This is a genomic window from Bradyrhizobium sp. SZCCHNRI1029 (assembly GCF_032487555.1).
Lineage (GTDB): Bacteria > Pseudomonadota > Alphaproteobacteria > Rhizobiales > Xanthobacteraceae > Bradyrhizobium.
This window is the reverse complement of record NZ_JAUEUK010000010.1, coordinates 95,793-117,265: the sequence shown is the minus strand read 5'-3', so window position 1 is coordinate 117,265 and position 21,473 is coordinate 95,793. Positions and strand designations below refer to the sequence as shown.

Annotated in this window: 13 protein-coding genes; 3 read left to right on the top strand and 10 right to left on the bottom strand. The window is 66.7% G+C overall.

Features of this window, described 5'->3' with window-relative positions:
• Window positions 1–281: 281 nt before the first annotated feature.
• The 5 genes from QW861_RS26485 to QW861_RS26465 form a co-directional block, all read right to left on the bottom strand.
• Complete coding sequence (locus QW861_RS26485; protein ID WP_316164874.1) at window positions 282–1,733, bottom strand: aldehyde dehydrogenase; 1,452 nt, start codon at window positions 1,731–1,733, stop codon at window positions 282–284.
• Between the two features lie 9 nt (window positions 1,734–1,742).
• Window positions 1,743–2,492, bottom strand: coding sequence for an ABC transporter ATP-binding protein (locus QW861_RS26480; protein WP_315717418.1), 750 nt, complete (start codon window positions 2,490–2,492; stop codon window positions 1,743–1,745).
• Window positions 2,485–4,152 carry a branched-chain amino acid ABC transporter ATP-binding protein/permease gene (locus tag QW861_RS26475; protein ID WP_315752512.1) on the bottom strand — a complete coding sequence of 556 codons (1,668 nt, stop codon included), beginning with the start codon at window positions 4,150–4,152 and terminating at the stop codon, window positions 2,485–2,487. Before QW861_RS26475 ends, QW861_RS26480 begins: the two co-directional genes overlap by 8 nt.
• On the bottom strand, window positions 4,149–5,024 hold the full coding sequence (locus QW861_RS26470) for a branched-chain amino acid ABC transporter permease (protein WP_315752511.1): 876 nt from the start codon (window positions 5,022–5,024) through the stop codon (window positions 4,149–4,151). The genes QW861_RS26475 and QW861_RS26470 overlap by 4 nt, the downstream gene beginning before the upstream one ends.
• Before the next feature lie 77 nt (window positions 5,025–5,101).
• Complete coding sequence (locus tag QW861_RS26465) at window positions 5,102–6,316, bottom strand: amino acid ABC transporter substrate-binding protein (RefSeq protein ID WP_315752510.1); 1,215 nt, start codon at window positions 6,314–6,316, stop codon at window positions 5,102–5,104.
• Window positions 6,317–6,445: 129 nt separating this feature from the next.
• Here QW861_RS26465 and QW861_RS26460 point away from each other — a divergent pair, with 129 nt between their 5' ends.
• On the top strand, window positions 6,446–7,429 hold the full coding sequence (locus QW861_RS26460; RefSeq protein ID WP_316172828.1) for a helix-turn-helix domain-containing protein: 984 nt from the start codon (window positions 6,446–6,448) through the stop codon (window positions 7,427–7,429).
• Window positions 7,430–8,491: 1,062 nt separating this feature from the next.
• On the top strand, window positions 8,492–11,560 hold the full coding sequence (locus tag QW861_RS26455; RefSeq protein WP_316193682.1) for an ATP-binding protein: 3,069 nt from the start codon (window positions 8,492–8,494) through the stop codon (window positions 11,558–11,560).
• Window positions 11,561–11,568: 8 nt separating this feature from the next.
• Here the strand turns inward: QW861_RS26455 and QW861_RS26450 are convergent, their stop codons facing one another.
• The 3 genes from QW861_RS26450 to QW861_RS26440 all read right to left on the bottom strand — a co-directional run bounded on the left by QW861_RS26450 (window position 11,569) and on the right by QW861_RS26440 (window position 17,147).
• Window positions 11,569–14,688 (bottom strand): NAD(P)-binding protein, encoded by a 3,120-nt coding sequence (locus tag QW861_RS26450; protein ID WP_316193681.1) that lies wholly within the window; start codon window positions 14,686–14,688, stop codon window positions 11,569–11,571.
• Window positions 14,689–15,045: 357 nt separating this feature from the next.
• A complete protein-coding gene (locus QW861_RS26445) occupies window positions 15,046–16,425 on the bottom strand; it encodes an ATP-binding protein (RefSeq protein WP_315752601.1) in 1,380 nt (459 codons plus the stop codon).
• Window positions 16,425–17,147: a response regulator transcription factor gene (locus tag QW861_RS26440; RefSeq protein WP_315752505.1), complete on the bottom strand. Its 723-nt coding sequence runs from the start codon at window positions 17,145–17,147 to the stop codon at window positions 16,425–16,427. The genes QW861_RS26445 and QW861_RS26440 overlap by 1 nt, the downstream gene beginning before the upstream one ends.
• Window positions 17,148–17,561: 414 nt before the next feature.
• Between QW861_RS26440 and QW861_RS26435 the strand changes: the two genes are divergently transcribed.
• On the top strand, window positions 17,562–19,841 hold the full coding sequence (locus QW861_RS26435; protein WP_315717409.1) for a polysaccharide biosynthesis tyrosine autokinase: 2,280 nt from the start codon (window positions 17,562–17,564) through the stop codon (window positions 19,839–19,841).
• A 66-nt stretch (window positions 19,842–19,907) separates the two neighbouring features.
• Here QW861_RS26435 and QW861_RS26430 read toward each other — a convergent pair whose 3' ends face one another.
• A complete protein-coding gene (locus tag QW861_RS26430) occupies window positions 19,908–20,168 on the bottom strand; it encodes a hypothetical protein (RefSeq protein WP_315717408.1) in 261 nt (86 codons plus the stop codon).
• 119 nt (window positions 20,169–20,287) lie between these two features.
• The gene (gene opgC, locus QW861_RS26425) at window positions 20,288–21,322 is read right to left on the bottom strand and encodes an OpgC domain-containing protein (RefSeq protein WP_315717407.1); all 1,035 of its coding nucleotides are present in this window, start codon (window positions 21,320–21,322) and stop codon (window positions 20,288–20,290) included.
• Window positions 21,323–21,473 lie beyond the last annotated feature (151 nt).

Below are 21,473 nucleotides of genomic sequence, written 5' to 3'. Positions count from 1 at the left end.
GAGAAGGGCCGCAGCAAACTGAATCGGTCTAAAGCCGTTGGAATTTCTTTAAGGTAGCGCGCCTGTCCGCCGCAACCAGCGGAGCTGCAACGTGAATTTCGATCGCACCTCGCACCGTCGGTGCTCACGGACGGCGCGTGTCGCTGCCGTGAGGGCGCGCGCCGAAGTCGCCCTTGCGCGATGCCCGGATACATATGGAATCGCTTCCGCGTGGCCGCGCGGAATACGACCGGCTCTGGCTGCATCCGACGATGCGCCAGGGCCGGGCCGCAAACGCCGTCTCAGAATGGATAGTGCCGTTCGCCGGTCTGCACCGTGATCCAGCGCAGCTCGGTGAACTCGTCGATCGCGGCCTTGCCGCCGAAGCGGCCATAGCCCGAGGCCTTGACGCCGCCGAACGGCATCTGCGGCTCATCATGCACCGTCGGCGCGTTGACGTGGCAGATGCCGGACTCGATTCGCTTGGCGACAGCGAGCGCGCGGGCGATGTCGCGGCCGAACACCGCCGACGACAGGCCATATTCGGTGTCGTTGGCGACGCGCACGGCCTCGTCGACGCCGCTGACGCGCACGATGGTGACGACGGGACCGAAGCTCTCCTCGCCATAGATGCGCATCGCCGGCGTGACGTGATCGACGATGGTCGCGGGCATGATCGTCCCGCTGCCGCGGCCGCCGGCGGCCAACACGGCACCCTTGGCCACCGCGTCCTCGATCAGGCCGCCGACACGGTCGCAGGCGGCGGCGCTGACCAGCGAGCCCAGCACCACATCGCCCTTGCGCGGATCTCCGTAAGGCAGGCTGTTGGCCTTGGCGGCGAACTTTGCGACGAATTCATCCGCCACCTTGTCGTCGACCACGATGCGCTCGGTCGACATGCAGATCTGGCCCTGGTTCATGAAGGCGCCGAACGCGGCGGCATTCACCGCGGCGTCGAGATCGGCATCGTCGAGAATGACCAGCGGCGCCTTGCCGCCGAGCTCGAGCAGCGCGCGCTTCAATTGCCTGGCACAGGCCATGGCGATGAGACGGCCGACGCGGGTCGAGCCGGTGAAGTTGACGCGCCGGATCGCGGGATGGGCGATCAGCGCCTCGACCACGGCCTGCGCATCCTCGGGCGCGTTGGTCACGACATTGACGACGCCGTCACCGAGACCGCCTTCGGCCAGGCACGCGCCGATCAGCCGGTGCACGCCCGGGCTCATCTCCGAGGCCTTCAGCACCACGGTGTTGCCGCAGGCGAGCGGCATCGCCACCGAGCGGACACCGAGGATGACCGGCGCATTCCACGGCGCGATGCCGAGCACGACGCCGACCGGCTGGCGATGCGCCAGTGCAATGTTGTCGGGCACGTCGGTCGGGATCACCTCGCCCGCGATCTGCGTCGTCATCGCCGCGGCCTCGCGCAGCATGCCCTCGGCGAGATGCACGTTGAAGCCGGCCCAGCCCGCGGTGGCGCCGGTCTCGGCCATCATCAGCGCGATGAACTCCGGGGCGTTGCGCGCCAGCGCATCCGCAGCCGCATTGAGCCGCTTGCGGCGCTCGCCCGGACCGAGCCGGGACCACGCCGGAAACGCCGCCGCGGCGGCATCGGCGGCGCGCAGCGCGTCATCGATCGACGCCGCCGCAACGATGGTTGCGATCTCGCCGCTGATCGGATTGAGCCGCTGGAAGGTGCGCTGATTGGTGGCGGACTGGTCCTTGCCGCCAATCAGGAGATTGATCGCGTTCATGGGGCGCTCCTAGGTCGATGGGGTTGTTGCGGTTGCGGAAGCCGGCGCGCGCGACTGGCCGAGATAGGCGCGCTGGATGTCGGGATTGTTCTTCATCTCGGGCGCCGGCCCCTCGCCGGCATTGCGTCCCTGCTCGATCAGGTAGACGCGGTCGGCGATGTCGAGGCTGGCGCGGGCGTTCTGCTCGACCATGAGGATGCCGACGCCGTCGCCGCGGATCGTTCTCAGCGCCCGGAACACCTCGCGGCTCAAGAGCGGCGACAGGCCGAGCGACGGCTCGTCGAGCAGCAGCAGGTCGGGCCGCGACATCAGCGCGCGGCCGATCGCGACCATCTGCTGCTCGCCGCCGCTCATGGTGCGCACCGCCTGCCCCATGCGCTCGGTAAGACGCGGAAACAGCGCGAGCACGTGCGCCAGCCGCGCGGCCTCGCCGTCGCGGGCGCGCGAAGGATAAGCGCCGAGCTGGAGGTTCTCGGCGACGGTGAGATCGCCGAACACGCCGCGGCCTTCCGGCACCAGCGCGATGCCGCGCTCGACGATCAGATGCGGCGCGAGCGAGCCGATGTCCGTCCCGCCGAGCCGGATCACGGCTCCGGGCGACGGCTGGATCAGTCCCGCGATCGCCTTCAGCAACGTCGACTTGCCGGCGCCATTGGCGCCGAGGATGGCGACGATCTCGCCGCGCGCGACCTCGAGCGCGACATCGGTGAGCGCCTGGTGCTTGCCATAGGCGTGCGACAGCCGCTTGATCTCAAGCATCGGGCTCTCCGAGATAGGCTGTGATCACCGCGGGATCGGCGAGCACCTCGTCCGGCGTGCCGCGCGCGATCACGACGCCCGCGCTCATGACGACGCAGCGGTCGCACAGCGCGCGGATCGCATCCATCACATGCTCGACCATCACGATGGTGATGCCGCGGTCGCGCAGCGAGGCGATCAGCCTGATGCCGGTCTCCAGCTCGGTCGGATTGAGCCCAGCCAGCCATTCGTCGAGCAGCACAAGCCGCGGATGCAGCGCCAGCGCGCGGGCGAGCTCCAGCCGCTTCTGGTCGATGTAAGTGAGATCGCCCGCCGGCATCTCCGCCATGCCATCGAGGCCGACCAGGGCGAGCAGCTCATGGATCGATTCTGCGGCCGCACCGGTCTGGCGCGTGCGGAACAACGCCGCCGCCGCGACATTCTCGGCGACCGTCAGGTCCGGCATCACCCGCACCAACTGGAAGGTGCGGGCAAGCCCGAGCCGCGCGATCCGGTGCGCCGCGAGGCCGCTGATGACGGTGCCGCCGAAGCGGATCGTGCCGGCCGAGGGCACGAGCGCGCCCGAGAGCATGTTGAGCAGCGTCGTCTTGCCCGAGCCGTTGGGGCCGATGACGCCGAGGATCTCGCCGGCGCGGACGTCCAGGCTGACCTGGTCGACGGCGCGCAGGCCGCCGAAGGATTTGCCGACAGTCTCGGCCGTGAGCAGCGTTCCGCCCTGCTCCGGTTTGGCGCCGACCACCTTGGGCTCGCGCCGCCAGACCCGATCGACCAACCCGATCACGCCCCTCGGCAGCACCATCACGATGCCGATGAAGATGAGGCCGAGCACGATGCTGAAATGGTTGGGCAGCGCGGCTGTCAGCACCTCGAACAGCAGCACAAGCGGGATGACGCCGAGCACCGGGCCGATCAGCGAGCCGGCACCGCCGAGCAGCGCCATGATCACGACCTGGAACGAGATCATCGGGTTGAACGCGATCGCCGGATCGATATAGGTCCAGCGCGGCGCCATGATCGCGCCGGTCACCGACATGAACACCGCGCTGAGGATGAAGACCCCGAGCTTCACCGCGGTCGCATCGATGCCGGAATGGCGCGCGGCGGTCTCGTCGGCGCCGATCGCGCGCAGCGCGAGGCCATAGCGCGAGCGCGTCAGCAGAAAGCCGGCGAGGAAGACCAGCGCCGTCAGCGCGCAGAGTTGCCAGTACAGCATCTCCTGGGTGATGTCGCTGAACAGATAGCGGCCGACCGATTTGTGGATGTTGACCTCGTACCAGATCACGAGCTGGCGGATCAGCTCGGCCAGGCCGAACGAGAAGATGATGAAGTAGATGCCGGACAGCCGCAGCGTCGACAGGCCGGTGATGGCCGCGACGACAGCGCCGACACCCGCGGCGGTCATCAGTTGCAGCGGCCAGCTCAGCGTCTCGCCGGTCACCGCCGCCGTATAGGCGCCGATGCCGAAGAACGCAGCGGTCGCCAGCGAGACGTAGCGGGTCGGCCCGGAGAACATGGCCCAGGCGGTTGCCAGCACGGTGAAATAGAGAATGCTGATGCCGAGCGCGAGATAGTAGCCGTTGGCATAGAGCGGCAGCGTGACCGCCGCGGCAACGCCGACGAGCCCGATGCACCAGGCCAGAATCTTGCCGGGGCTGATCACGACGCCGCCTTTCCGAACAGTCCGGTCGGCCGGATCAGCAGCACGGCGAGAAACATCGCAAACGTCGCGGCCAAGGTCAGCCCGGGATCGACCAGCCGCGCCACCGCGGTCTCGACGACGCCGAGCAGCAGCCCTGCGGCCAGCGCGCCCATGACGTTGCCGACGCCGCCCATGATCACGACCACCAGCGCCTTCATCGTGAATACGACGCCCATCGAGGCGTTGAAGGTGAGGAACATGCTGACCAGCACGCCGCCGGCCGCGACCAGTCCGCCGCCGAACGCAAACGCCAGTCCTGCGAGCCAAGCGACATCGATGCCGACCAGCCGCGCGGCATTGGCATCGACCGCGACGGCGCGCACGGCCGTGCCGATCCTTGTCCGCGTCAGCGCGAGATAGACGCCGGTGCCGATCAGTGCGGCGAAACCAAGCGCGACCAGCCGGTTCACCGCGAGCGTCGAGCCGAGCACTGTCACGGGAATGGAGAGATAGCTGTAGCTGTAATACTGCCCGCCGAAAGCGACCAGCATGATGCCCTGGATCACGAACAGCACGCCGAAGGTGACGAGGATGCTGTCGACCTCCTGGGCACCGGCGTCCTTGCCGCGGCGGATCAGCCGCTGCAGCAACAGCCTGTAGAGCAGCCAGTTCAGCAGTCCCGCGGCGGGCATCGCGAGCAGCAGCGCCAGCAGCGGACTCAGTTGCAGCCCGGAATAGAGCGACAGCGTGCCGAACGCGGCCGCGACCAGCGACTCGCCATAGGACAGGTTCATGATGCGCGCCACGCCATATTGCAGCGTCAGGCCGAGCGCGATCAGGGCATACATGCCCCCCAGCACCAGACCGGGCAGCAGGATGTCGAACAGCAACATGGGATGGTGCCTCTTGCGCGAGGCCCGCGGACGCGCGCGCCTTGACGCGCGTCCGCAAGCTCACGACCTCGTTCCGGCTATTTCCACTCGGGCTTCGGCACGACCGCGGCGCGTGCGCCGGGCAGCGAGGCCGGCGCCACGGCGTAGAACTCGCCGTTCTGCCACTGGCCGACGCTCCAGACCTCCTGCAGCAGGCCGTCCTTCAGCTTCACCTTGCCGATGATGGTGTCGAAAGAGCCCTCGCGGATCTCCTTGGCGACCGCGGCACGGTCGACCTTGCCGACCTTTTCGATCGCCTGCTGCAGCACCTGCAGGCTGGCATAGGTGATCGGGCTCGCCCAGCGATCCGGCTCCTGCCCGGTCGCCGCCTTGTGGCGGGCGAGATAGTCCTTGAGCGCGGGCGAGTCGGCGTTCCAGCCGCCGATGCCCATCACGCCGTCGCTGCCTGCCCCGAACTTGCCCTTGAACAGCGGGAACGCCGTGCCGACGCCGACATAGAAGACCTTCGGATTGTACTTGAGCAGTTGCGCCTGCTCGGTCAGCCCGATCGTATCCGGCGGATAGCTGAAGGCGACGAAGGCATCGGCTTTGCTCGCGATCGCATCCTTGAGCAGCGGCTGCAGGTCCTGCGAGCCCATCGGATAGGTCTTGTCGTAGGCGACGGTCAGTCCGGCCTTCTTGAAGGCCTCGCGCCCGGCGGCGGCCAGCTCGATGCCGAACTGGTCGGCCACGCTGACCATCGCGACGGTGCCGCCGATCTTGCCTTCGCTCTTCAGCTTGCCGAGCAGTTCGGCGAGCCCATTGGAGATCTGCGCCGACGTGCCGAGCCAGAAGGTGGCATTGGCCCAGCGCTTGGCGAGTTCTGGCGCCTTGTCGGTCACCGACGTCACCGCGAGATGCGGATAGCCGAGCCGGTTCAAGGTCGGACCGACCGCAAGGTTGAGACCGGTGCCCCAGGGCGGCAGGATGAAGTCGACCTTGTCCTGGTTGGCGAGGCGCTCGATCGCCTTCACCGCCTCTTCCGACGAGCTGCGGTCGTCATATTCGACGATCTCGATCGGCAGCCGCTTGTCGCCGAGCTTGATGCCGCCGGCCGCGTTCACGTCCTTCACCCAGAGCTGATAGTTGGGCAGCGTGGTGATGCCGGCGCCGCCGGCATAGGGGCCGGTCTTCGAGATCGCATAACCGATGCGGATCTTGTCCTGCTGGGCCTGGGCGGCCGATACGGCAAAGCCGGCTGCGATCGCCGCCCCCGCGATCCGCAACACCTGACGACGGTTGGTCGAAGTCATCTCTCTGTCCTCCTCCCATGTTCACGCGCGCGGACCGCGCGGGTGAATCGGTGACGTTCCTCTGCCCCGGCGTCGTCCGCGGTTTTTTGTTTGCGGTCGTCGGGACTTGACGAGGGAAACACCGCAGGCTTGGGTGGCGCAATGGACAGTTCCGGTAAAAGAGTGCACTTTTCTGGGGCGACGACCGCGCGTAACGCCGCGCCTCGGACGCTGCCGCCGGCGGCCCGTGGCACCCCGGCAGCGCTCGGGGCCGAAGCCATCCCCTCGCATTTCGAGGCACGGCGCTGGGCCCTGCGCTCGGATGCCGCGCGGCCGTTCGTCCACCTGCTCTGCCTGACCGCCGGAACGGCCTCGGTGCGCTTCGCCGAAGAAGAAATCCAGATCTGGGCCGGTGCGGCGCTGGTCTGGGTACCGGCGGGAGGGGCCGAGCATCTCGACGTCGCGGCAGGTTCCGCCGGGCATCTCCTGCGGCTGCGCTCCGGGCTCTGGCACCGCCACCTGCCCTCCTCGGCCGAGCCCGCCTATCTCGACCTCGCAGGCACCGAGGCCGTCCTGGCCTTCTCCGTCACGGCTGAGTTCGCCGCGGTCATCGCGCGCTCGATGGCGGCGATTGCAGCGGAGATCGAAAATCCCTCACGGCGCGGCGCGGCCTCGATCATGTCATCGGAGCTGACCCTGTGCGTGCTGCGCTTCTGGCGGCTGTTTGCCGACGAGAGCGCCGGCGAGGCACAAGGCTCCAGCGCCGAGATCCTGAGCCGCTTTCGCCGGCTCGTCGAGGAACGCTTTCATCAGCAGTTGCGGGTCGCCGACTACGCTGCGCTGCTCGGCGTCACGCCGGATCGCCTGCACGCGCTGTGCACCCGGGTGCTGCAGCGGTCACCGAGCGCGCTGATTCAGCAGCGCGTCATTCAGGAGGCGGCGACCCGGCTCGAAACCACCACCGCGACGATCAAGCAGATCGCCTTCGCGCTCGGCTTCAAGGACAGCGCCTATTTCAACCGCTTCTTCGTCAGGCACACCGGTCAATCACCGGGCGCCTGGCGCAAGGGTGTTTCGTCGCAGCGGACCAAAGGCCAGTCACGGACCATGCTCAACTTCGCCGACTGGCCGTGACGGTGCGGCGCGGCCAAGCGCCTCGGTCATCCTCTTTGTCAGTCCAGGACGACGTGTCAGCGTCGGACCAGCAAATCCCGAGTTCGGACGGGCGGCGCAACCGCTGGATGCTCAGTGCGCCGGGAAACTGATTTCCGCTGCGCGATCAAGCTGATTTGGCCTGTCCAGTCCCCGCGCCGAAAATATTTCTCTTTCGTTTTTCCGGAAATCATGGTTCTATTCCCGCATCCCGTCTCGAGCTGAGGGGCGTATCGCGGTCGTCACGAGACGCGAGGCGGGGAGCGGTGGGCGTGGTGGATTGCAGCGCGGGTTGCTCGCGCCGACGAACAATTCGCCACGCACGGTCAAGTCGCGCGGTCCTGATATCCCGATGCTGATATCAACTCACGTTGAGGCTTCGCTTCGCGTGGGGATGGTGGCCAGAAAGCCCGGCGCACCAGGGAGAACGCGAAGCAGCCGTTCAGCCATCGCGCAGGGAGGGCCGGGTTTCCGGCTGACCTGTGGTACCTGCCGCCTGCATTTTTTTCGCAGGCGGGCCACGGGCCTCAGTCGAGGTCCGGCCTTCCCTGCGCCCTCACGCGTCGCGAGGGCTTCACGATGCATCACCCGGACGGGTCGCCCGCCGCGGGATCGCGCGATCACGCGCGCCTGTCCGCAAGGGAGGCGACCTGATGTTTCACATTGATGTCAAATCGTCGCAGGCTTGAACGGTCCCGCCAGCATCGAGGACACCCGGGGGAGCCGTCCGATATCGTCCCCGCTCCCCGGAGCCATCGCGAGTATGGCGGCACCGTTGCTACCCTGCCACGAATGCGCTATGAGTTGAATATGATCAGCCGGTCCTGGTCGCACGCGAAATGCCAGTACCGCAAACCGATGCTTCGCGCTCGGCGCGCGACGTCGGTCGATACGGGCGCCGCGATCGCGCCCGCATCGCCAGCTCCGCGCTTCGCGCTCATTCGCATTCCGTAGCCGTGTCCGGGAGCCCGAACGCAGATGGATTGTGAAACCTGTGGCCGGCCCAATCCACCGGGCTCGGATGTCTGCGGCGGGTGTGGCGGGGTGTTGCGACAGCCGTCATCCGATACGACGACGAGTTCGCGCCTGCTCGGCATGCATCGCGCCGAGCGGCGGCAGGTGACGGCGCTGATCTGCGATCTCGTCGGCTCCGTCTCGCTCACCGTCAGGCTCGATCCGGAAGATATGACCAGCGTCATCGACGCCTTCCTGACGACCTGCGAAAACGTCATCGGCCGCCATGGCGGCGCCATCACGCAATATGCCGGCGACGGCGTGCTCGCTTATTTCGGCTATCCGCGTGCGGGGGAAGACGATGCGGCCACCGCGATCCGCGCCGCCATCGCGCTGCGCGACGCCGTCGGCCGGCTCGATGCCGCGCAAGGCCAACCACTGCGTCTGCGCATCGGCATTGCCACCGGCCTCGTCGTGGTCAGCGACCTCATGCCCCGCGCCGACGGCCGCCCGGTCGACATCGTCGGCGAGACGCCGAATCTCGCGGCGCGGCTGCAATCGATCGCCGCCCCCGACAGCATCGTCGTGGCCCGGACGACCGAGCGCATCGCGCGCGGCATGTTCGACTTCCGCGATCTCGGCACGTTCGCGCTGAAGGGATTCGCCGCACCGGTCGAGGCGTTCGAGGTGCTGGAAGAAGCCGCCGTCGCGAGCCGTTTTCACGCCCGCATTCGCGGCGAAAGCTCCCCCCTGGTCGGGCGCGACCAGGAGCTGGCGCGTCTGTTCGATTGCTGGGCGGCGGCGCGGTTCGGCAGCGGACAGGTGGTGCTGCTCCATGGCGAGCCGGGCATCGGCAAGTCGCGGCTGGTCGAGGAGCTGCGGCGGCGCGTGGCCGACGTCTCCCAGCTGCAGATGATCTGGCACTGCAGCCCCACCCGTTGTGACAGCGTGCTGTATCCGATCTCGGAACAGCTCGCGCTCATCGCCGGCTTCGACCGCACCGACGGCGCAGCGACGCGTCGCGACAAGCTCGATCGCTTCATGAACGCGCACGGCGTCACCGACACCACCGCGCGCGCCGTGCTCGCCGACGTCCTTGGCGTCGCGCCCGAACCGGACAATCCGCTGCAGACGATGACCGTCGAGAAGCGCTCGGAGGTCACGCGGGAGACGCTGCTCCGGCTGATCGACATGATGGTGCCGACCGGGCCTGCGCTGCTGGTGCTGGAAGACGCGCATTGGAGCGACACGACCACGCTCGAGCTGCTCGATCGGGCGATCCAGCGCGCCGCACAACGCCGCTGGCTGATCGTGGTCACGGCCCGGCTCGAATATGAGCCGCCCTGGGCCGCGAGCCCGAAGGTCACGCGGCTCCCGCTCGGGCGATTGAGTCACGGCGACGCCGAGCGGATCTGCACCCATGTGGCCGCTTCGGCCGCGCTGCCGGCAGCGACGCTACGCCAGATCGTCAACCGTGGCGAAGGCATTCCGCTGTTCCTGGAGGAGCTGGCGAAGTACGTCGTCGAAGCCTCCGCGGCGCCCGCACGGGACGGCCATGCGAGCGTGGCCATTCCCGCCTCGCTGCAGGACTCCCTGGTTGCGCGGCTCGACCGATTGGGGCCGGCGCGCCGGATTGCCAATCTCGGTGCCGCCATCGGCCGCCGCTTCAGCTACGATCTGTTGTCGGCCATCGTGGCGGAGCCCGAAGCCAGGCTCGGCGAGAGCCTGGATCAGCTCGTCAAGTCCGGCCTCGTGGAGAGCAGCGGCGCGCCGCCCGACAGCCTCTACACGTTCAAGCACGCGTTGATCCGCGACGCCGCCTACGAGTCCCTGCTCCGGCGCGAACGCCAGACATTGCACGGCAGGATCGCCGCGGTGCTGCGCGATCGCTTTCCCGAGACGCGGGACACCGAGCCGGAGTTGCTGGCCTATCATTTCACCGAGAGTGGCGCGATCGCCGAAGCCATCCCGCTATGGGCGGACGCGGGCCGGCGCGCCGCCTCGCGCGCCGCGCATGTCGAAGCGGCGCGACATCTGCAAACGGCGCTCGACCTGCTGCGTCATCAATCCGCCGACGGCGAGCGCGCCGACTTGGAGCTCGAGCTCCTGATCGGGCTTGCCGTCAGCCTCGCTGCCTCGCGCGGCTACACCGTGCCCGAGGTCGGCAAGGCGCTGTCCGAAGCACGGGCGATTTGCGACGCACTCGGCAACACCGCCGGCCTGTTCGCCGTGCTGCGCGGCATCTGCAGTTTCCTGATCATCGCGGGCGATCTCGATGGCGCCGAGGAGATGGCACATCTGTGCCTGGGAATCGGCGAGCAGACCGGCCTTCCCGAGCATCGCATCGAGAGCGGCGTTGCGTTGGGCTACATTCTCTTCGCCAGAGGCGACCTCCCCGCCGCGCGCCGGCTGCTGGCCGCCGCGGTGCAGCTCTATCAGGCATCGGACGGCGCGCGGCTGCCGCAACTGTCCTCCCAGGATCCGCTGGTCGCCGGCCAGGCCTCGCTGCTGCAGGTGCTGCATGCGATGGGCGACGATGCCGGCGCGGCCGCCGTCGCCAGCGATCTCATCGCGCATGCGCGCCGGCTCGGACGTCCGTTCGACCTCGCCTGGGCGCTGTCGTGGCTCGCCTTCTATCAGCTCGCACGCGGCGACTACGAGGATGTCCTCCTCGCCACCGAGGAGGCCCTGCGCATCTGCCGTGACCATGGCTATCCGCTCTATCAGCTGGTGGCGGGCAGCCTGCAGGCGCATGCCCGCGGCCATCTCGGCAGGACTCCAGACGAGGCGCTGGCGGCGGCATCTGAGGCGTTGCCGGCGTTCCAGACGCTCGGCATGATGCATTTCTCCTGCTTCTATCTCGGCGAGGTCGCCGGTCTGCAACTGATCGTCGGCAAGACGGCCGAGGCGATGCAGACGATCGACGCGGCGATCGACGCCGCGCGGCGCTATGGCGACGGCTATTTCCTGTCGCCGCTGCATCGGCGGCGCGCCGAGATCCTGGCCGCCCTCCCCGACACCGCACCCGGCCAGGTGACGGCCGCGCTACGCGAGGCCGTCGCGGTCGCCGAGGCGCAGGGCGCGTCGGCGTTCCTGCGCCGGGCGGCGGCGCGGCTCGCCGCCATCGACGATGACGCGCCGAGGCGACAATCGGCGTGACGACCTGCTCAGGCCACGGGGCTGGCCCTGGCGACGGTGAAATCGATCTCGGCCCAGATGCGCGTGGTCGCGGTCAGGACGAGCTTGCCGTCGACGGGCGTGCCGAGCCCGAGATCGCGAATGAACGGCAGGCTATCGAGCGCGCTCATCTCGATCGACCAGTTGCCCGACTGCAATTGCCAGCTGCGCAGCCCCGTCAGGTCAAGCGCGCCGTTCAACAGCGTCTTGTAGCTCGCCGCGGTGAGACTGTCCGCCGACCGCGCCTGCTTGAGATAGAATACGGGGATCGGCAGGCCCCAGACGCCGCCCAGGAACGACGCCATGCCCGGCCCGGTCGTGAGCTGCTTCATTCGCTCTTGGTCGGCCCCGGCACAGAGCTGCCGGAATGCATCCGCCGGAGAGCCCGCCGCGGTCGGGGTCGATCCCGCCGTGCCTTCGATTCGGATGATGCGCTGCTGGGAGGCATGGGCCTCGGGCCCGTAGCTGGCAATCGCCAGTCCCGAGACGTCGAACGGATCGTTCGATGGTGCGCTGATCGGCTGAACGATGGTCGCGTGATATTTGGGAAAGCCCCAGACCTCCTGCCCCGCAACGACCGACCAGGCATTGTCGACGAACAGATAGGCCGGCACGAAGCCGATCGCTTTCGGCAGCACCGCGCCGCGCTCATAGCTGCCGACCAGGAGCCACAGCCCGACATCGGTCTCGGACATCGTGCCCTGCTCCGCGAAGGGCGGCGTGGCCGCCTGGCTCTTGCGCACCTGGATGACGTTGACGAAGGCCATGTCCAGCATCACGCGGAACTGGTCGCGGCCCGCGACGCGGTTGAAGGAGCGGTCGAGGAACCGCTGGCAGGCGCCGAGGTCGGCCGGTACGGCGAAGCCGTAGAAGGTCGAGTCGTTGCAGATATAGGGCGCCGGCGGAAGCGTGATCCATCCGGCGTAGTTGACGTAGGCGTTGGTGATGTAGGGTTCCGGACTGGTCGAGACGATCGGAATGTAGACGCCGGACAGCGCCGAGGCGGCGGCGAGGCCGGACATCGCCGCGACCTCCACGCATCCGGCGTTGATCTCGGGCACACGGGTCCAGTCGCCGGCGAGGAAGAGATTGTCGTAGCCGGACTTGCCGGGCTCCATGCGATGCCGCAGCGTGCCCGGCAGGCTCAGCACATAGCGCTCGCTCGGATTGATGTTGGCACGCCAGAACTGGAAGTCGAGCCGCGCCGATCCGCTGATGTCGCTCGGCGCGTGCAGGAGATCCCAGCGGAACGTGCTGCCGCTGCCGATGTTGGTCCACAGCGTATCGAGCCAGGACGTCATCCAGTCCTTGGATGCGTTCTTCACATAGTCCGCGGCAAGCTGCTCGTCGTTCGGCGCGCTGTCGTCACTCATGATGGCGCAGTAATAAGCGATCGAACGTGGCCCCGGCGCCGGCCAGTCCTCGGCCGGCAGCAATTGCGACATGTCGGAATAGGTGTCGAGCGGCGGCTTGCAGGTGGTGACGATCGGTCCCATCGTCTCGAGCGACGGTCCAGGCGCCACATAGGGACCTCCGAGATCTCCGACCGCGCAGTCGAGCCAGAGCTGCAGCGCCATCGTGCGCACGGTGGGGAGATTGCCGACCATGTCGGCCCAGGCCGGCTTCTGCTGCATCAATGGCCGGCAGATCTCATCGAGCGCGCCGACCGAGATGCCGAGGACCACCTGGTCGAAATCCTCGCCGAGCTGCAGGCTGAGCCGGGCCGCCGGGGGCGGCTGCGGCGGGTTGGGGGGACCATAGGCGTTCTCGAAATTGTAGCCCTTCAGCGCGTAGTACTCGCCGTTCTCGATCTCCTGCCATTTGGGCTCGGACGGCCAGCACCAGTAGTCCTTCACCAGGACCAGCGGATCATATCTGCCATCGACGAACTCGACCTGCTTGTCGATGTGGATGGTCGCGATGTTGCTACCGTCCTTGGTCGGCTCGAGACTCGTGACCTTGTGAAAGAACTTGAAGTTCACGCCGCGCCGCGCCAGGAGCTGGTAGATCGGCGTGCAGATCGTATCCCCCATTCCGACGACGGATTTATAGAAGAACGCCCCCTTGTAGGTGAAGAACAGCCGCAGCAGTCCCTGAACGGCCGAGCAGGCCGACACCTGCTGCTGCGACGGCTCGCGGGAGCCGTTGCGAAAGGCGAAGATGTATTCGTAGAGAGCGGTCACGATGGCGTTGTTGGCGGCCTCTTCATCCTGCTGCGCCAGAAAGCTGCGGAATTCGTATCTGTCGAGAACCTCCAGCCCGTCCGTCAGGCAGTCGTTCTCGATGATGCCGAGCAGCATGCAGATGCCGAGATTGGCGAGGATCAACAGCCGGCGCAGGCCTTCCTCGAGGCCGTCGATCGTCTGGTGCTCCTTGACGATGCCGCGGAACGCATGGAGCAGCGCCGCCATGTCGCCCTGGGCATCGCGGCGGATCGCTTCGACGTCACTGTGCAGCTTCTCGCCGACGCGGTGGGCCAGCAGCAGCAGCGGATGGCCCTTGCCATCAGGCGAGACGGCCGCCAGCCGGACCTGCCGCTCGGCGGGCATGGCGGCGATCGCCTTCGCCAGCTCGGCATTCTGGTCGCCCGGCCAGTCCTCGAGATAGTAGTTCAGGTTGAAGATGATGCTCGCGATGGTCCGCAGCAGCAGGGTCGAGAGCGGTGGCACGATGTTGTCGGCGGGCGCCCACAGGCTATCCCTGCCGGGATAGACCGATTCATCGACATCCGGCTGAAACCAGAACGGCCAGGGCAGCCATTGGCCGTCGGTGTACTCGGCGTAGAAGATCTCGTTCTGCCGCTTGAACGCATCATCGATCGTCCTGATCGGATCGCTCGGCGGTGCATCGAGTGCCTTCAGCGCGGCACGCAGGATGGTGAAGGCATTCTCGTAGAAGCCGGCCCAGATATGCAGTCCGTGCTCCTCGATGCGCTGGCCCTGCTTGGCGTTGCGTCCGCTGGCGGTCTTGCCCCCGAGACGCCAACCGAGCTGATAGAGAGTGATCTCGTAGCGCTCGCCGCGCGGATCGATCTCGCTCAAGGCGAAGGCCGCGCTCAACGCGCCGATGCCGCCGCCCAATATCGCCACGCGGGTCTTTGTTGCTGCCATGTCGATGATCCCCTGACCTCGGACGTTCTCGCCCGGGCGAGCCGGAACGACGTCGTCCATCGGCGCACGGGTCCGCGATCCGCGCGGCCCGTGCGGTTGAATGACATTCGGTACTATGGGTTTACAAAATCGGCGCCACGCCCAGTTCAATCCGCGTGGCGATGCAATGAGGATGCATCGAATACCTATCACAATCTCCACGCGATCATCAAGCGGGCGCATCGTCGACATCGCGTCAGGCGAAGACGAGGCCGCCGCATCGTTCCCACCGGCTACGTCGTCGTCTCAACTTTTACGAGAAGAACGACGGGCTGCCAGCGCTTAAAGACAGCGCCCCGATCGCGACGCTGCCGTCGATCACGTCAGATCGGAATGCACGTCGCCGGGCCCGTCGAGAAACAGCGGCAGCCGCACGACGATGCGGGCGCCGCGCGGCGCGTCGGTGATCGCGATGCTGCCGCGATGGGCCTCCACCAGCGTCCGCACCACCGCCAGTCCGAGCCCGGCTCCGCCGGTGCCGCGATTGCGCGACGTGTCCAGGCGCGTGAACGGCTCCAGCATGGCCTTGCGCTGGTCGCGGGGAATCCCCGGCCCTTCGTCGTCGACCGTCAGCACGGCGTGCTCCGGCTGGCGTTGCAGCGAGACATGCGCCGCCTCGCCATATTTGAGCGCGTTGTCGATGATGTTGGCGACGATACGACGCAGCGCGACGCGGTCGCCCAGCATCAGCTGCTCGCGCCCGTCGCCTGCATGGTCGAAGCGCACCCGCGCCTGATGCGCGCGGCGATCCTCGACCTCCGCGCGCACCAGTTCGTCGAAGGCAACGAGCTCCTGCGGCAGTTCGCCGGCACCCGCCCGGCTCGCAAGCAGCGCGTCGTCGAGCAGGCGGATCATGTCGGAGATATCGATCACGGCGCGCTGCCGCTCGGCGTCATCCGGGATCTGGTCGACGCGCAGCCGCAGCCGCGTGGCAAAGGTGCGAACGTCGTGAGCAATGCCGCCGACCAGCGCCATGCGCGCCTGCATCAGATCGGCAAGCCGGTCCTGCAGTCGCCCGAACGCCGTCACCACGGCGCGAACCTCGGGCGCATTGCGGCGAACGTCCGGCAGCGGCACCGCCGCCCCGCCGGGGTCGACCCGGTCGACGGCGGCCGCCAAGCGCGCCAGCGGCCGCGTCTCACGCTGCATGATCAGGAGCGCAAACAGCGCGACCAGCGTACCGAACAGGCCCGCGCCGAAGCCGATCGGCAGCCCCTGCTGGGTCAGCACCAGCGACGCGCGCGAGTCCACGACGAGAACATCGCCGCCGTTCAGGCCAATGCGAAACTCCAGGGCATTCTGCGGCGTCCGCGCGAGCCTGGGCAACCACCGTCCCTCCGGCTCCGGCACGAAGGTGATTGTCAGCGGGCGCGCACCGAGCGCACCGGCATAGGCGTCGCGCAATCCGGACCGGACCGGCGCGGGCTCGGTGCGCGGAAGGCGGACCGCCGCGTCGGGTCCGACCAGCCGGACCTCGAAGCGGTCAGAGGACACGGCATCGACGACCCTGCCCCGCTCAGCCCCGGGTGTTCGTTCGATCAGTTCGGCGAGCGCGGCCAGCCGCGTCGGCGGCGGCGTCGCGCCTTCGAGGTCCGCGGTCCGGGCGCGGTAGAATCGCGCCAGGGTGACGATCCAGATCGCGAGCAGACCAATGATGACGATGAGGCCGATACGCATCGCAAGCGTCAGCCGCATCATCACGCCACCGGCCTCACCGTCGCCGTGAACAGGTATCCGCCGTTGCGGACGGTGGTGATCAGGTTCGTTCCCGGGCTTGCGGCATCGAGCTTGCGCCGCAGCCGCGAGATCAGCATGTCGACGGTGCGGTCGAACGGCTCGGCGGAGCGGCCGCGCGTCCAGTCCAGGATCTGGTCGCGGCTCAACACCCGCCGTGGCCGCTGCACGAAGCAGGCGAGCAGGTCGAACTCCGCCGAGGTCAGCTGGATCGGCGCGGCCTGCGCATCCACGATCTCGATGCTGCGGGCATCGACGTCGAGTACGAACCGGTCGAAACCGAAACGCCGGCTCGCGTCACGCGGTGGGCTCGCCTGGGTGCGCCGCAGCAGCGCCCGAACGCGGGCCAATAGCTCGCGCGGCCCGAACGGCTTGACCATGTAATCATCGGCGCCGAGCTCCAGCCCGACCACGCGATCGATCTCGTCGCTCTTGGCCGACAGCATCAGGATGGGAATGTCGTCGCTCTGCCGCAGCCGGCGGCAGATCGAAAGACCGTCCTCTCCCGGCAGCATCAGGTCGAGAATGATGAGATCGGGCCGCAGCCGCCGCAGCACGGCATCCATCGCCGGCGCCGTGGCGGCGACCTCGATCTCGAACCCTTCCCGGCGCATGAAATCGCTGACGAGCCGGCTGATCTCCGGGTCGTCCTCCACCATCAAAAGCGTGGCCGCAGGCATGCTCATCGCCAGGACTGATGCCCAAAACCCGTAGCTTGGCAATGGGCCGGGAGCGACTGTTACAAGCCGTTACGCGGCAGCCAAATACCGGTATGCGGCCGACCGCGACGCCGGCATTGGCCGGCCGAGAAGGCCGCCGCAGGCGCAAGGCATGTCCTGCACGCCGGCGACATTTAATTTTGCAGAGCCACTTGCTGAGCAAAATCATATTTAATATAAATTAAATCGCGCGGCACTCCCAGATCATTTAATGGTTATAAAACAAGATCCTCGTTCTCGCAGGCAAACCGGGCGGCTCTGACGTCCGAAGCGCAACTGAAAAGCCCCACAAACATGCTGCACAATCCCAACGCGAGCACGGTTACCTACCCCTCCCCACAGGAGCAAGGTTGGGAACGTAGCGGACCCGGACCGTTCGACATGGCGCTGGGATTCCTGCGCCGGCACTATCTGGTGATTGCGATCACCACCGTGCTTTCGCTCCTGGCGAGCTTCGCCCTGCTGAAAATCCTGCCGCCCACCTACTCGGCCGACGTCAAGATCATGCTGGGCACCACCTCGAAGGCCGCAGTCGTCCAGCCGCAACCGCCCGTTCAGGACGAGCCGCCGCTCGACATGGAATCGCAGATCGAGATTCTCAAATCGAAGTCGATCGCGACAGCGGTCATCGACAAGCTCAATCTGGCGGACGATCCCGACTTCAACGGCAAAGCCAGCCCGCTGCATGGTGCGGTTGATGCGGTTCGCCGCCTCGTGGGTTCGGCGCCGCAGCCGAACGCGCCCTCGATGGACGATCTCCTCGACGAATTCCAGCGCAGAATGAACGCCTTCCGAATTGGCACGAGCACGGTCGTCGAGGTCGATTTCAGCGCCAGCGACCCCAATCGGGCGGCGATGATCGCCAACGCCATCGTCAAGGAGTATTTCGATCAGCAGTTGAAGGCCGACGCGAACGAGCACCGCACAATCACCGCCTGGCTTCACGACCGCCTGCAGGATCTCGGCAACGACGCGACCGCGACCGAACGTTCCGTGAACGAGCTGAAAAGCCGGTACAACATCGTCTCGGCCGACGGCAGGTTCATGGACCAGCAGCAGGTCACCGAGCTCACCAACCGTCTGGTGGCAGTGCGCACGCGTACCGCCTCGCTGATGACCCGGCTCAATCGGTTCGACGACATGCTCGCGACGAGCAGTGCCGATATGACGATCGACCGCGTAGCCGCGGTCTCCGACTTCTCCCCGGCAGAGCTCAGCGGCAATGTCAATCCGCCCGACGGTCTCTCCTTGAGCAATTCGAACAGCACGCTCATCATCAACAGCTTGCGTCAGCAATACCTCGATAACGCCAAGCGCGAGTACGAGTATTCCGCCAAATATGGCAAGGACCATATCGCGGTCGTCAATATTCGCGCGACGATGAAGAGCATCCGCCAGGCCATCGTCGACGAGGTGCGGCGCCTTGCCGACGTCGCCAAGCACGATTACGAGGAGTCCAAGCAGCAGCAGCAGGAGATCGAGAAGCAGCTGGCGCAGGCCGTTGTCCGGTCGCAGGATACCAGGGCGGCCGAGCTCAGCCTCCGCGAGCTGGAGACCAGCGCCAAGAGCTATCGCACGCTCTACGACACCTTTCTTCAGCGCTACATGGGCTCAGTCCAGCAGGGCTCCTTCCCGATTGCGAAGGCGCGGGTGATCTCAGCGGCCACGCCGCCGAAGAAGAAGATCAAGCCGAAGTCCATCGTGCTGATGGCGCTCGGCCTGTTCGGGGGCCTGGCGCTCGGCGGCGGCCTCGGCCTGCTCGCAGAAGTCAAGGACCGCAGCTTTCGGACGACCGACCAGGTCGAGGATCGCCTGCGCCTGCCCTGCCTCTCGGTCGTCCCTCTGCTCAAACGAGGCGAGGTCGACCGGTTCACCAAGAAGGCGACAGTCAACGCCGTTTCCAAGGTCGAACCCGATTCCAGCCCGCGAATGGTGACGAGAGGCCCCGGAACCTGCTGGGCCGCATCCGCCATGCCCACATCGCGCTTCGCCGAATCCATCCGCTCGTTGAAAGTCGCCATCGACCAGGATCCAAGCCCGACGTCGCGGAAGGTCTTCGGACTGACGTCCGCCCTGCCCAACGAAGGCAAGTCGATCATCGCCGCGTCGCTGGCTCAGCTCATCGCAAATTCAGGCAAGCGTGTGATCGTGGTCGATTGCGACCTCAGGAATCCGTCGCTTTCCGCCATGCTGGCCCCCGATGCCAGCACTGGGATCGCCGACATCGTCCTGGGAGGATGCCAGCTCGCAGACGCAGTCTGGACCGACCCGCTGACGCGCCTGGATTTCCTGCCGGGAACGGGTGCCATGCAGCGCGACACCAGCGACATCCTCGGCAACGAGCAGATGCGCAAGCTGTTCGAGCAGCTGCGGGCAGCCTATGACTACGTCATCGTCGATCTTCCGCCGCTCGCGCCCGTTGTCGACGCGCGCGCCATCTCCGCGCTGCTCGACAGCTTCGTCCTCGTCGTGGAATGGGGGCGCACGCCGGCCGAGGTGGTCGAGCACGCGCTGAACACGGCTCCCAACGTCTACGATGCTCTGTTCGGCGTCGTGCTCAACAAGACGAACATGAAGGCGCTGAAGCGCTACGCCAATCATTTCGGCGACTACTACAACCACAAATATTACGCCCGTTACGGGAGCGTGATGGCCGAGTAGGTCGATCAGCGCGCGCCGGCCGGTGCGCGCCATGGGCCGCGGCCGGCAACGGAAATCGATCGACGGTCAGCGCTGGTGCTCGGGGCGAATGGAGGGATGGGCGATGCCGGCACGCTCCAGAGCGCTGCGGACATAGACGCCCGAGAGATAGCCCACCTGGACTGCAATCAGACCGGCGCCGGCATAGAGCACGGCCGGCAGCCCGCTGATGATCGACGCCGCGATGCACTCCATGAAGACGATCGCGGCGAGCGCCAGCAGCGTGCGAACCGTGAACATCGTCCCGGCAACCACCCCGGCTGTAAAATGAAGCGCGATCACCCACATCAGTTCATGCCTCCTCGGGCGTTTCGAGAGGCTAGCGGCCATTGGTTAGCGATGAGCTAAGCCGCCCGGGAGGATTCGAACAAGCGCATCAGGGCAACACTTTCAGGCGAAAGATGCGGCTACGGCCCGCTGAGCGGGTGCAGCATTGTCTGGCGGTTCAGCCAGTGCGCCCGGTAGAGCCAAAGCACCGCGGTGACCAGGACGACATCGAACAGGCCCATCACGGTCTGGCCGTAAACCTGCGGGTGGACGCCGCCCAGGAGGAGCGCGAGCTTGACCGATTGCCGCACCACCTCCGACCCGAGGAACGCGATCAGCGAGTTCTGGCCGACGTTGAGGATGAGCGAGACCGCCGGCGATCGCCGGGTGCGCGCGAACACCGCCCACAGCAGCGCCAACAGCAGCGGCAATGTCCAAAGCAGGTTGAGGAGCTTGTCGAACCGATAGGGGTATTTTTCGCCGTTGCTGGGAAAGCCGAGGCTGTAATCGAGCAGCAGCCCGAAGGTGAAGATCCCCGCCAGCGCCGTATAGAACGCGGGTCCGATCAAGCGGTTGGACCGATGGAGATCTCCGAGCCAGATACCGATCACGAAGAACATCTGCGCCTGGAGCGAGAACAGCAACAGAATGATGGCGGGACTCTCGAGCTTGGCTGCCGTGCTCGTGTTGCTGAACCAGGTGGAGGCCACGAAGATCGCAGCCGACGACGCGAGCACCAGGAGCCTGCCGCGCTTGAACATCGGCAGGATCACCGGCAGCAGCAGGAACATCAGCCCGTAGAACTTGAGGATTGTGATGGCGGTCGGCTCGGACTGAAACGTCAGCACGTCGAAAATCGCCTGCCCCACCGGCTCTCGCTTGTTCCCCAGAACAGCCATGCCGACCGCGACCGGCACCGAGATGACGAAATAGGCGGCGAGCACCTTCAAGCCGCGGGCGAGGAGCTCTCCGTGCCTCTCCTTGTGCAGATAGACGTACCCGACCATGAACCCCGAGATCACGACGAACAGTTCGGCGAAGGGGTTGAATTTCGTGAACAGATCGACGGAGTCCGGAAAGACGTTGGCCGTGTGATGATAGAATACGAACAACATCGCGCAGCTTCGATAGAAGTCGATCAGAAGCTCGCGCCTCTTCTGGCCTGCTGCGCTCACCGCTCAATCTCCGAATACACGTCGCTCCATGGGCGACGGTCAGCCGATGGGCGCCGGTCGGACTGACGGCTCAGGCAATCCTTCGCAACGCGGGCAAGCGTCGCGGCGGCGATCATCGAACCACCGACTGCTGAAGCCGTGATGCGACCGA

Excerpts from the sequence above, each read along its gene's own strand:
- QW861_RS26470 (WP_315752511.1), bottom strand. The coding sequence starts at position 5,024 with ATGTTGCTGTTCGACATCCTGCTGCCCGGTCTGGTGCTGGGGGGCATG.
- QW861_RS26485 (WP_316164874.1), bottom strand. The coding sequence starts at position 1,733 with ATGAACGCGATCAATCTCCTGATTGGCGGCAAGGACCAGTCCGCCACC.
- QW861_RS26430 (WP_315717408.1), bottom strand. The coding sequence starts at position 20,168 with ATGTGGGTGATCGCGCTTCATTTTACAGCCGGGGTGGTTGCCGGGACG.
- QW861_RS26445 (WP_315752601.1), bottom strand. The coding sequence starts at position 16,425 with ATGATGCGGCTGACGCTTGCGATGCGTATCGGCCTCATCGTCATCATT.
- QW861_RS26465 (WP_315752510.1), bottom strand. The coding sequence starts at position 6,316 with ATGACTTCGACCAACCGTCGTCAGGTGTTGCGGATCGCGGGGGCGGCG.
- QW861_RS26440 (WP_315752505.1), bottom strand. The coding sequence starts at position 17,147 with ATGAGCATGCCTGCGGCCACGCTTTTGATGGTGGAGGACGACCCGGAG.
- QW861_RS26480 (WP_315717418.1), bottom strand. The coding sequence starts at position 2,492 with ATGCTTGAGATCAAGCGGCTGTCGCACGCCTATGGCAAGCACCAGGCG.
- QW861_RS26435 (WP_315717409.1), top strand. The coding sequence starts at position 17,562 with ATGGCGCTGGGATTCCTGCGCCGGCACTATCTGGTGATTGCGATCACC.
- QW861_RS26450 (WP_316193681.1), bottom strand. The coding sequence starts at position 14,688 with ATGGCAGCAACAAAGACCCGCGTGGCGATATTGGGCGGCGGCATCGGC.